This window comes from Gordonia crocea (assembly GCF_009932435.1).
In the GTDB taxonomy this organism is placed as follows: domain Bacteria; phylum Actinomycetota; class Actinomycetes; order Mycobacteriales; family Mycobacteriaceae; genus Gordonia; species Gordonia crocea.
Genome location: NZ_BJOU01000019.1, coordinates 84,976 through 100,032, shown reverse-complemented (window position 1 = coordinate 100,032; position 15,057 = coordinate 84,976). Strand labels below are relative to the sequence as shown.

The following is a 15,057-nucleotide window of genomic DNA, read 5'->3' as shown; positions in this document are numbered from 1 at the left end:
GGGCGGCGCTACGGGCTGGCTCACCGATTCCCCCTCCTGTGCCGTCACTCGATGATCTCCGGGATGGTCGTGGCCCCACATGGGCGCACCGGGCCGGCCGACCACTCGGCGAGCCGTGCGCGTTGCCCATCGTCGACGAGCGGGGCGAGCGCCACCGGCCGGTCGGGCGCACCGGTCACGGCGTCGAGGACGGCCGCGAACCGACCACCCAGTGTAGAGATGGTCGCCTCGTCGTAGAGGTCGGTGGCGTAGGCGATTGCCACCGACCACGGCTGCCCGTCACGGATGCGCACGTCAAATGTCAGATCCACCTGGGCGGGAACGACGGGCGGGTCGATCGGCGTGACCGTCAATCCCTCCACGCCCAGCCCGACCTCGTCGGTGGGTGCGTAGTCGACGGTCAGCATCACCTGGGTGAGCGGGGTGAAAGATTGCGATCGGGTCGGGTTGAGCCGCTCCACGAGGGCCTCGAACGGCACATCGGCATGCGCGAAGGCCTCCAGGTCCGTCTCGCGCACCGTGTCGAGGAGCTCGTCGAAGCTCATTCCCGACTCGACCGCGGTCCGCAGCACCAGCGTGTTGACGAACATGCCGATGATCGGGTCGAGGATGCGCTGGCCGCGCCCGGCGGTCGGCGTCGCGATCGCCACGTCGGATGTCGCGCTGCGCCGGGCGACCAGGACCGCGAGGGCGGCGTGGACGACCATGAACGGGGTGACCCCGCGGGCCCGCGCCACCGCGACGATCCGGGCGCCGAGATCGGCCGGCAGTTCCTGCGCCACGATCGCCCCGCGGTGGGAGGCGACCGGTGGCCGCGGCCGATCGGTCGGGATCTCGACCAGTTCGGGCAGGTCGCGCAGGACGGTCTCCCAGCGCGCGAGCTGTCCGCCGACGAGGGAGTCGGGATCGGCCGGGTCGCCGAGGACCCGGTGCTGCCAGAGTGCGTAGTCGGCGAACTGGACCGCCAGCGGCGCGAATGCCGGGGGCAGCCCCGCGGCGCGGGCGCCATAGGCGGTGATCATGTCGGCCAGCAGCGGGGTCATCGATTCGCCGTCGCCGATGATGTGGTGGATCACCGCGACCAGGACCCATTCGTCGTCGCCGGCGCGCCACAGGCGGACCCGGAACGGCGGCGCGGTCCGGACGTCGAATCCGGTCCCGGCGGCGACGGCGAGCTGCGCCTCGTCGCCGACGACCGCGAAGTCGGGTTCGGCCTGCACCGACTCGGCATCGTGGATGATCTGAACCGCTCGGCCGTCCCGGTCGTCGAAGGTGGTCCGCAGGCTTTCGTGGCGGGCCACCACGTCGCCGACCGCCGCCCGCAGGGCGTCGACGTCCACCGCTCCGGTCATGCGCAGCGCAATCGGGATGTTGTAGGTCGGCAGCTCCGGTTCCAGCTGGTTGATGAACCACATGCGCTGCTGGGCGTAGGACAGCGGGACCGACTCCGGCCGCGGCACCACCGCGCTCACCGGCTCGAGCGACGCGGGGCGATGGGCGGACGCGGCCAATTCGCGGACCGTCGGGGCGTCGAAGAGTTCGCGCACCGACACCTCGACGCCCAGCGCGGCCCCGGCCCGTGCGGCGAGGCGCATCGCCGAGAGCGAGTTGCCGCCGAGGTCGAAGAAGGATTCGGTCACCGACACGCGGTCGACGCCGAGGACCTCGGCGAACACCGCGGCCACCGCCGCCTCGTCGTCGCCGACCGGCGCCACATACTCGCCGGCGAGTGCCTCGAAATCCGGTTCCGGCAAGGCCCTGCGGTTGATCTTGCCGGCCGAGCCGAGCGGCATCTGGGCGACCTCGACCCACACCGTCGGGCACATGTAGGCCATGAGCCGCTGCGCCGCGAACGCCTTGACCGCGGGGAGGTCCAGCGGCGCCGCACCACCGGAGAGGTACGCGACGAGGACGTCGCCGCCGGGACCGTCGACGACTGCGGCCGCCGCGAGTACCACCCCGGGCGCCTGCGAGAGCACTTCCTCGATCTCGCCGAGTTCGATGCGTTGTCCGCGCAGCTTCACCTGGTAGTCCACGCGGCCCACGTAGTCGATCGCACCGGAGGAGGTGCGTCGCACCAGGTCGCCGGTCCGGTACAGCCGCGATCCCGGTTCGCCGTACGGGTCGGCGACGAACCGTTCCGCGGTGAGCCGGGATTGCGCGGTGTAGCCGCGGGCCAACTGCGCCCCGCCCAGGTACAGCTCTCCGACGACGCCGTCGGGGACCAGCCCGAGCCGGGCGTCGAGGACCAGTGCGGTGGTGTTCCACACCGGGTGGCCGATGAACGGCTCGGCCGGATTGGTGACCAGGTGGTCGATGACGAAGTTGGTGGCCTCGGTGGGCCCGTACTGGTTGACCAGCCGGACGCCGGGGAGTTCGGCGACGACCCGCTCGGCCATCGCGACCGGCAGCGCCTCGCCACCGGTGAGCATCCCGCGCAGCTGCGATTGGGCCAGCACCTCGGTCAACTCGGGGTCGTCCAGCATCATCGACCAGACCACCGGCACCGCGTCGACGGCTTCGACGGCCTCGTCGCGGATCAGCCGGGCGAGGTAGCCGACGTCGCGGTGACCGCCCGGGGCGGCGATGGTGACGCGGGCCCCGACCGACGGTCCCCAGAAGATCTCGACGACGCTCGGGTCGAAGGTGTAGGGGGTCTTCACCAGCGTGCGCTCGGCCGATCCCTGGACGCGGGTCGAGCTGATGTAGGCCATGTGGGCGACCAGGGCCCGGTGGGTGACGGTGACCCCCTTGGGCTGACCGGTCGAACCCGACGTGAACATGGTGTAGATCGCGTGGTCGGGGTGCAGCGGCGAGCGCCGCTGCGCCTGGGTGATCGGACCGGCGGCCGGGTCGGCCGGGGCGGCGGTGTCCGCGCGCACGATCCGCATCCGACCGGCGATCGCCTCGGCGGCCGGCGGGAGGTCGCCGGGGCCGACGAGCAGGACCTCCGCCGACGCGATCGAGGTCATGTATTCGACGCGCTCGGCGGGGGTCTCCAGGTCGATCGGCACGTATTGGCCGCCGGCGGCGACGACCGCGTGCAGCGCCACCATCAGCTCCGGGGAGCGTTCGATGCAGACCGCGACGGCCGACTCCGGCCCGACTCCGGCGGCGATGAGCTCGCGACCCAAGGCGGCCACCCGCGCGCCGAACTCGCGGTAGGACATGGCGCGACCGGAGAAGCTGATCGCAGTCGCGTCGGGTGTCCGCTCGATCTGCTCGACGACCTGGTCGGCGACGGTGGTGTCGGGGATCGGCGCGGTCGTGCCCTGGGAGGCGTCGAGCACCGCGGTCCGCTCCCCTCCGACGACGAGGGGCACGGCGCCGACGGCGAGTGCCGGGTCGGCGGTCCAGGTGTCGAGCAGCGTGACGAAGCGCCGGCCGATCGCCGCCGCGGTGGAGTCGTCGAACAGGTCGACCGCGTAGGACAGCCCGACCGCCCAATCGCCGTCCTCGGCGGTGGTCACGGTGACCGTGAGGTCGAGTTGCTCGGGCAGGTCCACGGCCTCCACACCGGAGACCGAGAGTCCGGCGGCGGTCACCGACAGCGCGTCCACCGCGGCACCCGGGTCGAAGGAGAGCATCACCTGCGACAGCGTCGCGAAGGCCTCGGACCGCACCGGGTTGACCGCGTCGATCACCGCTTCGAACGGGATGTCGGCGTGGCCGAAGGCTTCCAGGTCGACCCGTCGGACCCGCTCGACCAGCGACTCGAAAGCCTCGGCCCCGTCGACGGGGGTCCGCAGCAGCAGGGTGTTGACGAACATCCCGACCAGCGGATCGAGGACCTCCTGGCCGCGGCCGGCGATCGGGGTGGACACCACGATGTCGTCGGCACCGGCCAGGCGGTGCAGGAGCGCGGCCAGCGCCGCGTGCGTGACCATGAACGGGGTGGCCCCGGTGCGCCGCGCCAGGGCCCGCACCTGCGCGCCGACGCGGGCCGGGATGGCCAGCCGGATCTGCGCGCCGCGCTGCGAGGCGACCGGCGGCCGGGGCCGATCGGTCGGCAGTTCCAGCAGGGGCGGCGCACCGTTGAGCTTGTCGCGCCAGAACCGGGCCTGGGCGCCGACGACCGACGACTCGTCGTCGGGGGATCCCAGGACGTCGTGCTGCCAGATCGCCACGTCGGCGAACTGCACCGCCAGTGGCGCGAAGGCCGGTGCGCGGCCGCCCGTGCGCGCCTCGTAGGCGGTGACGAGGTCGGCGACCAACGGCACCAACGATTCGCCGTCGGCGGCGATGTGCTGGACGACCAGCGCCAGCAGGTGGTCGGCCGGGCCCGCGGAAAGCAGCCGGACGCGCAACGGCCGCGCCACGGTGAGGTCGAAGCCGGCGGCGACGGCGGCGTCGAGTTCCTCCCGCGTCGCGACGACCGCCCAGTCCAACCCCTCGTCGGCCGAGTCGGCCGGGCCGACGAGCTGGAACGGGGTTCCATCCTCGTCGGCGGGGAAGGTGGTGCGCAGGACCTCGTGGCGCGCCACGACGTCGACCAGGGCGGCGTGCAGCGCATCGACGTCCAGCGGCCCGGACAGGCGCAGCAGCGTCGGGATGTTGTACGGCGCCGGGAGCGCCCGCGAGCGGGCCGAATCAACCCTGGCCGCCGAACCGCCCTCAAACCGGTTGATGAACCAGATCCGCTGCTGGGCGAAGGACAGCGGCACCCGGTCGGGGCGCGGCGCGACCGCGGTGATCGGGGGCAGCGCCGGGGCGCGGTCGCCGGCCAGGGCCGCGAGCTCGCGCACCGTCGGGGCGTCGAAGACGTCGCGGACGGTGATCGCGGCGCCGAGCGCCGCCCCGGCGCGGGCGGCCAGGCGGGTGGCCAACAGCGAGTTGCCGCCGAGGTCGAAGAAACCGGCCGTCGCCGACACCTCGTCGAGGTCGAGGATCTCGCCGATCACGGCGGCGACCGCACGCTCGCCCGGGGTGGCCGGTTCGACGTACTCGCCGAGGTCGACGACCGGTTCGGGCAGCGCGCGGCGGTCGGTCTTGCCGGCCGGGGTCATCGGCAGTTCGTCCAGGATCACCACGTGCGTCGGCACCATGTGCGCGGCCAGCATCGCCGCGGCGCCGGCGACCACCGCGTCCCGGTCGATCGTCTCGCCGGACTCGGCGACCAGGTAGGCGACGACCTGGGTGTGCTCGCGTCCACCTTGGTCTGTCTTGCGGCCGATGACGACCGCCTGCGCAACCGAGGGCTGCGCGACGAAGACGGCTTCGATCTCGCCGAGCTCGACGCGCTGGCCGTTGATCTTGACCTGGTGGTCGGCGCGCCCCGCGAACTCGAGGTCGCCGGCCGCGGTGATGCGCACCATGTCCCCGGTGGCGTACATCCGGGCGCCGGGGGCCCCGGCGGGGTCGGCCACGAAGGTGGTCGCGGTCAATGTGGCCCGGTGCAGGTAGCCGCGGGCCAGGCCGGCCGCGCTCAGGTACAGCTCGCCCACCACGCCGCGGGGCACCTCGTGCAGCCGCGGGTCGAGCACGCGGGCGGTGAAGCCACCGACGGCCTTGCCGATGGTGACCGGCTTGCCCGGCATCATGCGGGCGCGGGTGGCCCACACCGTCGTCTCGGACGGCCCGTACAGGTTCACCAGCCGGCGCCCCCGTGCGGTCCACCGCTCGACCAGGTCGGGTGGGCACGCCTCCCCCGCCGTCGCCAGGGTGCGCACGAACTCGGCCCGGTCGGGGTCGAGGGTGGCCAGCACCGACGGGGTGATGACCATGTCGGTGACCTCGCCGTGCTCAAGGACCGCGTCGAGGGCGTCGCCGGCGAAGTCCGCGTGCGGGGCGATGACGAGGGTGTGCCCCGCGGTGATCGCCCAGGCCATCTCGAAGAAGGAGGCGTCGAAGCTGGGCGAGGCGACGTGCAGCACCCGGGTGTCCGGATCGTCCTCGCGCGAACCGGTCATCTTTTGGTAGTTCTCGGTGAGGTCGACGATCCCCGCGTTGGATACCGCGACACCCTTGGGCTGCCCGGTGGAGCCGGAGGTGTAGATGACGTAGGCCAGGTTGTCCAGGCGCACCGGGCCGTTGCGCTCGGCATCGGTGATGGGCGAATCGTCGCCGGCCTCGGCGAGCAACTCGTCGAGGTCGAGCCACCGGCACTGCGCCTCCGGCAGCGCGCCGTGGGTGTTGGACGCGGTGATGCCGAGGGCGGTGATGCCGAGGGCGACGGCCGAGTCGGTCAGCATGTGCGCGATGCGTTTGCGCGGGTAGGCCGGGTCGATCGACAGGTAAGCGGCCCCGGACTTGATGATGCCCCACACCGCGACCACCGACGCCACCGAGCGTTCCAGCCCGACGGCGACGACGTCGTCGGGGCGCACCCCGCGGCGCAACAGTGCCCGGGCGACGGCATTGGTCCGCGCCTCGAACTCGGCGTAGGACAGCACCTCGTCGCCGTAGACCAAGGCCGGATGGTCGGGGTCGAGGTCGCGGCGGGCCAGGACGTCGATCAGCGTGCCGGTCCCGGCCTCGCCGCCGCGCACGGGTCCGCGATCGGCGACTTCGAGCTCCTCGACCGGCCCGGCCGCATCGGTCGGTGCGGGTGCATCGGTCGGCGCGGCGGCCCCGACGATGTCGATGTCGCCGATGGCCACCGACTGGTCGGCCACCAACTGGTCGAGGATCGTCCGGTAGACGGCGGCGAACCGCTCGACGGTGGCCCGGTCGTACAACGCGGTGGCGTACAGGAAGTCGATGTGCAGCGGTGCGGTATCGGTTCGGCCGTGCGCGAGCACCATCAGGTCGAACTTCGCCTCGTGCCCGGTGACGTCGATGGGCTCCACCCGCATCCCGGCGACGTCGATGGGCTGGTCGGCGGGCCCGGCCTCGGCGTAGGTGAAGGCGATTTGGGCCAGCGGGGAGTAGGCGTTCGACCGTGGCGGGGACAACGCCTCCACGAGGTCGTCGAACTGGACCGCCACATTGTCGAACGCGTCGAGGACATCGCCGCGCACGGCATGCAGCAATTCGTCGACTGTGCGTCCCGGCGAGGTGTCGGCGCGCAACACCAGGGTGTTGACGAACATGCCGACGAGGTCGTCGACGGCCGGTGACAACCGGCCGGCGGCCGGGCTGGCGATGACCGCATCCGAGGTGGCGCCCAACCGCGCCACCAGGATCGCCAGCGCGGCATAGGTGACCATGAACGGGGTGACCTCGTAGGTCCGGCAGATGTCGGCGATGCGCTCGGTCAGCGCGTCCTCGATCTCGATCCGGACCAGGTCGCCGGTGCTGTCGAACGCCGGTGGGCGCGGGCGGTCCATCGGCAGTTCGGTCAGGACGGGCATGCCGTCGAGCTTGATGCGCCAATACTCGAGTTGGCGGCCCAGGACGGTGGTGGGGTCGGCGGTGCTGCCGAGTTCGGCCCGCTGCCACATCGCGTAGTCGGCATACTGCACCGCCGGCCCCGGGCGGCCCGCCGCCCCGTCGACGCCGGTCCGAACCGAATACGCCGCCAGGACGTCGGACAGCAGCACCCCGATGGATTCACCGTCGAAGGCGACATGGTGGACCACCAGGAGCAGTTCGACGGTTCCGTCGTCGACGGCGCGGAGCCGACCGCGCAGCGGCAGGTCCGCGGCGACGTCGAAGCCGCCGTCGGCCGCGGCAGTGAGATCGGCGAAGGTCGCCGCGGGCGCCCAATCGAGCATCGCCACGGCCTCGTCGACCGGCAGGATCCGCTGGTACGGCACACCGTCGAGGGCCGGATAGACCGTCCGCAGGACTTCGTGACGGGCGATCACGTCGTCGACCGCGCCGCGCAGCGCGCCCGTGTCCACCGCGCCGGTCAGGCGGACCGCCATGACGATGTTGTAGATCGCCGAGTCGGGATCGAACTGGTTGAGGAACCACATCCCCTGCTGCGCGAAAGACAGCGGGATGCGGTCGGGGCGCGGCTGCACCGGCACGATCGGCGGGAGTCCGGGGGCGTGGTGGGCGGCCCGCTCGGCGAGGTCGCGCACCGACGGCGCCTCGAAGAGGTCGCGCATGGTCAGGTCGACCTGCAGCGCGGCGCCGGCGCGGGCGACGACCCGCGCGGCGAGCAACGAGTTGCCGCCGAAGTCGAAGAACGACTCGACGACGCTGATCTCGTCGACACCGACGACATCGGCGAAGATCTCGGCCAACACCCGCTCGGTGTCGGTGGCCGGCGCCACGTACTCGACGGTGGCGGTCAACACCGGTTCCGGCAGCCGCGGGCGGTCCAGCTTGCTGTTCACGTTGAGCGGGAGGTGCTCGATCGCCATGATCACGTCGGGGACCATGTAATCGGGCACCTTGGTGGCGACGACGCGCTTGATCTCGGCGACGTCGAGGGCGGTGCCGTCGGCGCGGGCGCCCACCACGTATCCGACGAGCACGTCGCCGATCCCGGGGCGCGCCTTGACCGCGGCGGCCGCCTCGTTGACGCCGTCCGCGGCGAGCAGGGCCGCCTCGACCTCGCCGAGTTCGATCCGGAACCCGCGCAGTTTGACCTGGTTGTCGGCGCGCCCCAAGAACTCCAGGCTGCCGTTGCGGAAGACGGCGACGTCGCCGGACTGATACATCCGTTCGCCGGGCCCGCCGAACGGGTTGGCGACGAACCGGGTGGCGTTGAGCTCGAAGCGCCCGGCATAGCCGCGGGCCAGTTGCTCGCCGGCGAGGTACAGGTCGCCGGGGATGCCGTCCTCGACCGGCGCCAACCGGGAGTTCAGCACGTACAGCGCGGAGCCGGTCAGCGCCGTGCCGACATCGCTGGCCTGGGTGGCGGCCACGAACTCCGGGGTCAGGTGACGGCGGGTGAGGTACACCGTGGCCTCGGTCGGGCCGTACATGTTGTTGAGTTGCGGACCGTCGTTGCCGTCGAACTCGCGCCGGTCGGCGAACCAGCGCCGCGTCTGCTCGAAGTCGAGGGCCTCGCCGACGAGGATGATCGACCGGACGCTGGGGGCCAGGCGCCCGTGGGCGGGCGGACGGACCGCGCCGGCGAGCTGGTAGAAGGCCGACGGGGTCAGGTTGACGATGGTGACGCGCTGCTCGTCGAGGACCTCGGCGAACCGGACCGGCTCGCGCGTGGTCAGGTAGTCCAGCACGTGCAGCCGCCCGGCGAACGCGAGCGCCACCCAGATCTCGCCGACGGACACGTCGAACGCATAGGACTGGAACATGGTCCAGACGTCCTGCGCGGTGTAGTCATACTCCTGCCCCATCGCGGCGAACAGGGTGATCACGTCGGCGTGGGTGACGACGACGCCCTTGGGTTTGCCGGTGGACCCCGAGGTGTACATCACGTAGGCCGGGTGGCGATCGTCGATACGGGCCGGGATCGCGTCGGTCGGCGCACCGCTCGCCTCGCACGCCGCCACGGTGGTGAAGGACGTGTCCAGATCGACCCACGCCGCCGCCGTCTGCTCGTCGGCGATGACGACGACCGGGCGCGCATCGTCGATGATGGACGCGAGGCGGTTCACCGGGTGCGACCGGTCCAGCGGCAGGTAGGCCGCCCCCGTCTTGGCAACGCCGAGGAGTGCGACGATCAACTCGGCATCGCGGTCGAGTGCGACGCCGACAAGGCGTTCGGGGCCGGCGCCGGCCGCGAGCAGGGCGGCGGCGACGGCGTCCGAGCGGGCGTCGAGCTCCCGATAGGTCAGACTGGCGCCGGCGGTGTCGGTGACGGCCACACGGTCGGCGAAGTGGGTCACCGACACCCGGAACAGCCCGGGCAGCGACCCGAGGTCGGCCGACCCGATGAGGTCGAGGGCGGCGGCCCGGATCCGTTCGACGGCGGTTCCCGCGGCCGCGGCCAGTTCCTGGGCGGGCACTCCGGGCGCACGCAATGCCCCGGCCACCGCGGCCCCCACCGCCGCCTCGGCGTCGACGCCCTGGGCGGCCAGGGCCCGGGCCATGACCTGGACCTGGGAGTTCAGCGCGCCGACGGTGATCGGTCCGGCGGCACCGGCGAGCACCTCGCGGTCCGGGTCGACGACGGCGGCCAGCGCCACCAGATCCGCGGTGCCGGGGCGGGCCGACCACACGCGCGAGACAGCAGCGGCGAACTGGATTGGGTCGACCATCAATCAGGCCTCCGCCGATCCGATGGTCATTCCGTCCCGGGCGCGCACCCGGATTCCCGCGAGGACCTCGCCCAGCGCCTCCGGACCTGCCGCCGGCAAGTCCGGGACCAAGGCGAACAGGGCCGTGATCAGCGCCGAATCCGCGTCGGGGATGGTGATCGCCATTGCCGCGGCGGTGCCGGCGAGTTCGCCGAACGCGACCGACGCGCCGTGACCGTCCACGGCGAGCACGTCCGGGATGTCGCGACCGGCGGTGTCGACGAGTTCGGGCAGCGGTACCTCGACCGGGGACTCGACGACCGAGAGGCCCTCGGTGCCCGACGAGATCGACAGGTCGGCGACCGCCTTCTCCGGTGCGTCGACGACGGCCTCGAGCAACCGCTGCAGCCGGTCGGCGAACACCTCGACGCTGTGCCGCTCGAACAAGGCCGTCGAGTAGATGAATTCGGCGCGCATCCCGTCGGAGTCGCGGCCGGTGAACGGGTGCCCGTTGGGGAAGACGGTCAGTTGCAGGTCGACCTTGGCCGGGTTCACCCCGGGATCGACCGGTTCCACCGTCAGGCCGTCCAGGTCGACGTCGGGGAAGTCGATGTTCTGGAACCAGAGCATCGTCTGGAAGACCGGGTTGGTTCCGGCACGGCGCCGGGTCCCGGTGGCGTCGACCACCGATTCGAAGGCGACGTCGGCGTTCGCCATGTCGGCGAGGTCTTCCTCGCGCACCCGCTCCAGCAGGTCCACGAAGCGCTCCCCCGGGTCTACCGTCGTGCGCAGCGCCAAGGAGTTCACGAACATGCCGACGACGCCTTCGAGGTCGCGCGCCGTGCGCCCCGCGAAGGGGATGCCGACGACGACGTCGTGCTGCCCGCTCAGCCGGGTGAGCAGCGCCGCGTAGGCGGCGTGCACGACCATGAACAGCGTCGCCTGGTGGGCGTGGGCCAGTGCCTCCAACCGCTCGACGACTCCGCGCGGGATGTCGAAGGCGACGACCTCGCCGTCGAACGAGGTGGTCAGCCGCCGGGGGAAGTCGGTGGGCAACCCGAGGACCGCCGGCGCCCCGGCCAACCGGTCGGCCCAGTAGGCCAGCTGACGCTCGCGTTCGGCGTTCTCCAGGCGCCGCTGCTGCCAGAGGGCGAAGTCGGCGTAGGCGACGCCCAACGGCTGCCAATCCGGGGCCGCTCCCCGGGCCCGGGCCGCGTAGGCGGTCATGAAGTCCGCCGCCAGGGGCAACAGGGAGACACCGTCGGCGTTGATGTGGTGGACGACGATCACGAGCACGTGCTCATCGGGCGCAGTGGCGAACACCGCGAAGCGGAAGGGCGGCGCCTCGGTGACGTCGAAGCCCTGGGCGGCCGCCGACACGACCGCCTCGGCCGCCGCGCCGGCCACCGGCTGCGGAGCCATCGACAACCGCGCCAACACGTCCTCGACGCCGCTGACCGTCTGGACGGGGTCGCCGTCGGCCATCGGGTAATAGGTTCGCAATGCCTCCTGCCGCTCCAACAGGTCGGCGACCGCGCGCTGCAGCGCCGACAGGTCGAGCGCGCCGGTGATGCGGAAGGCGAACGGCATGTTGTAGACCGGCGACTGCGGATCGGCCTGGTTGAGCAGCCACATGCCGCGTTGGACTTCCGAGACCGGGACGACGGCGGGACGGGGCTCCACCTTGACCAGCGGCTGCGCATCCGAGCCCATCGCGTCGGCGGCGGCGACCAGGTCGCGCACCGAAGGATGGGCGAACAGGTCGCGGACCGTTAGATTCACGCCGAGCGCGTCGCCGAGCCGGGTCACCGCGCGCATCGCCGAGAGCGAGTCGCCCCCGGCGTCGAAGAACGACTCGGTCACCCCGACGCGCTCGAGCCCCAGCACGTGGGCGAACACCTCGGCGGTCGCGAGTTCGGCGGCCGTAGTGGGCGCGACGTACTCCGGCGCGAACTCCTCGAGATCGGGTTCGGGCAGTGCGGCCCGGTCCAGTTTGCCGGCCGAGTTCGTCGGGAACTCCTCGACCAGCACGATCGCGACCGGCACCATGTGGGCCGGCAGGGTCCGGCGGCTTTCATCGAGGAGCCGCTTGGCGAATTCATCGTCGTTGCCGCGGGTGTCCGCTTTCGCGGTGTCTGCTTTCACGTACGCGACCAGGAGGGGGGCGGGCCCGTCGGTGCGGACGACGACGACGGCGCCGTCGACGTCGGGCTGGTCGAGGAGCACCGCCTCGATCTCGCCCAGTTCGACCCGCTGCCCGCGGATCTTCACCTGGTGGTCGGTGCGACCCAGGTATTCCAGATCGCCCTCGGCATTCCACCGCACGACGTCGCCGGTGCGGTACATCCGCTCGGAGCGGCCGAACGGGTCGGCGACGAAGCGGTGCGAGGTGCGCCCGGTGGCACTGAAGTAGCCATACGCCAATTGCCGTCCCACGAGGTACAGCTCGCCGGCCACGCCGACCGGCACCCGCCGCAGGCGGGAGTCGAGAACGCGCACGGACATGCCCGGTACCGGGTGGCCGATGGGGATCGACCGGTCGCCGCGCTTGGCGACGTACTCGGTGACCTCGACCGCGGCCTCGGTCGGGCCGTACAGGTTGACCATCTCGGCTTTCGTGTTGTCCACGACCTGCGCGGCGGTGGTCGCCGGCAGCGCCTCCCCCGACGCGACGACGCGGCGCACGCTGGGAGCCAAGACCGGGTTGCCGTGGGCCGTCTCGGTCGCGATGAAGACGTCGAGCATGGACGGCACGAAGTGCACGCTGGTGACCGAGGCGGCCTCGATGGCCTCGCGCAGGTAGGCCGGGTCGCGGTGCCCGTCGGAGCGGGCCACGAACATCCGGGCGCCCACCTGCAGCGGGGCCACCAGTTCCGGCAGGGAGACGTCGAAGGTGAACGGCGTCTTGTACATGACCACGTCGTCGGGGGTCAGCGGATACCGCTGCTGCCCCCAGGCCATCCGGCGGCTGATGGCCTCGTGGCTGACCTCGACCCCCTTGGGGGTGCCGGTCGACCCGGAGGTGAACAGCACGTAGGCCGGCATCGCCGGCGACGGCGGGGCCGGCAGCGGCAGCAACTCGTCGTCGACGGCCGCTGTGGCCGAGAAGCCGACTCCGCGCAGGTATTCCTCGTCGACGACCAGCCTCGGGCGCGACACCGACAAGATGTGTTCGCGGCGCAGCGCCGGCAGCTCGACGTCGATCGGCACGTACGCCGCACCGACGGTCCACACCGCATAGATGGCGAGGACCTGGTCGACCGAGCGCGGCAGTGCGATCGCGACGCGATGACCCGGCGCGACCCCGTCGTCGACGAGGCGGCGGGCCAGGACCCGGCGCAACCGGTCGACGTCGCGGTAGGTCCAGGAGTGCTCGTCGTCGACGAGCGCCACCGCGTCGGGGTGCTCCTGCGCCGCGGCGGTGAACGGCGCGAGCACGTGGTCGGCGACCGGCACGGTCAGTTCGGGTCCGCGCTCGAGTGCGCCGAGCTGCGACTCCTCGCCGGCGTTCAGCAGATCGACGTCGCTCACGCGCTGGTCCAGATCGGCCAGGAGTCGCTCGGTGAAGACCAGCAGGCGGTCGATGTGCTCGTCGACCTCCTCGCGGGTGTACAGGCTCGCGTTGGCGAGGATGTCCAGCGACACCGGCGCACCGGGCACCGACTGGTACAGGTTCACCGCGAGATCCTCGATGATGCCGGTGGTCAGCACCTCGTAGTCGAGTTGCGCACCCTCGATCACCAGCTCGCGGAAGAACATCATGTTGATCAGCGGGCCGAAATAGAGCTTGCGCGGGTCCAACCCGGCCTCACGGCGGATGTCCTCGGAGCGGTACCGCTGATGGGCCAGCGCCCCGAGGAGTTCGTCTTTGGCCTGGCCGGCCAGGTCGCGCACCGTCAGACTGTCGATCCGTCGGATGCGGACCGGCACGATGTTCGACAACATCCCGGCGGTGCGCCGGATCGCCGTCGTCGTCCGGGCGTGCACGGGCAGGCTGAGCACGATGTCGTCCGAGCCGGTCATGCGCGCCACGAAGGCCGCAACCGCCGCGGTCAGCAAGGCCGGCGGCAGCGTGCCCAATTCCTCGGACAGCTTGTCGAGCCGCCGCTGCAGCCCCGGCCCCAGCGGCCGCCGCGCATGCAGGGTCGCCGCCGAGGCGCTGCCGCCGCCCGAGACGCGGGACAGGCTCGCCGCCTCGGGCATGTCGGTGATACGGGTCGACCAGTGGTCCCGGTCCAACTCGTACAGCTCGCTGCCGACGTAGTCCGCGTCGTAGGCGACGACCTCGTCGAGCGTCGCCCCGGCCGTGTCGTCGACCTCGTCGCCGGCACGCAATGCCGCATAGCGGGCCAGAGCGCGCCGCATCGACGTGTTGGCGGCGAGGCCGTCGCAGAGGATGTGGTGCCCGCGCTGGTACCAGATGGTGCGCTCGTCGGAGATCCGCAGGCAGGCGACGATCAGCAGCGGATCGGCCAGGATGTCTACCGGCCGCCGGTAGTCGGCTTCCATCCACGCGCGCGCGGCGGCATCGGCGTCGTCGCGGTCGCGGAAGTCGTGGACGACCGTCACCGGCGGATAGTCGGGATCTGCGTACTGCATCGGCACGCCGTCGACCAGGGTGAAGCGGACCTTGAACGCGCCCATCAGGTCGATCACGTCCTGCGAGCATTCGAGGAGCAGATCGATGTCGAGGTCTCCGGGGCCGTGGTGGATATCGACGAAGTGCGCGATGTTGACCGAATAGTCCGAGGTCAGGTCCTCGGCGAACCAGATTCCGCGCTGGGGGGCGGTCAGCGGCAAGAGCGCGTCAGGCTGCGGCACGGCGCGACTCCCGGCGGCACCGCCGAAGCGGTTCGCCGCGCTGTTCTCCCGACCCAACTTGACTTCCTCGCTCCCTCCCGCCGATCGCGCGCTGAACCCAACGTCTCATTCTCCTACAGGCGCGTCCACTGGCGGTGTGTTGCGCATGCCGGAAGGGCACAGAACATCCCGCTCCGGGTTGTGGTGCGCCCTTGGTTCT

2 protein-coding genes are annotated in these 15,057 nt (G+C 71.7%); both read right to left on the bottom strand.

Features of this window, described 5'->3' with window-relative positions:
• Positions 1 to 44: 44 nt before the first annotated feature.
• Positions 45 to 10,058: a non-ribosomal peptide synthetase gene (locus tag nbrcactino_RS17260; RefSeq protein WP_161928686.1), complete on the bottom strand. Its 10,014-nt coding sequence runs from the start codon at positions 10,056 to 10,058 to the stop codon at positions 45 to 47.
• 3 nt (positions 10,059 to 10,061) lie between these two features.
• Positions 10,062 to 14,915: a non-ribosomal peptide synthetase gene (locus nbrcactino_RS17255; protein WP_161928685.1), complete on the bottom strand. Its 4,854-nt coding sequence runs from the start codon at positions 14,913 to 14,915 to the stop codon at positions 10,062 to 10,064.
• Positions 14,916 to 15,057 lie beyond the last annotated feature (142 nt).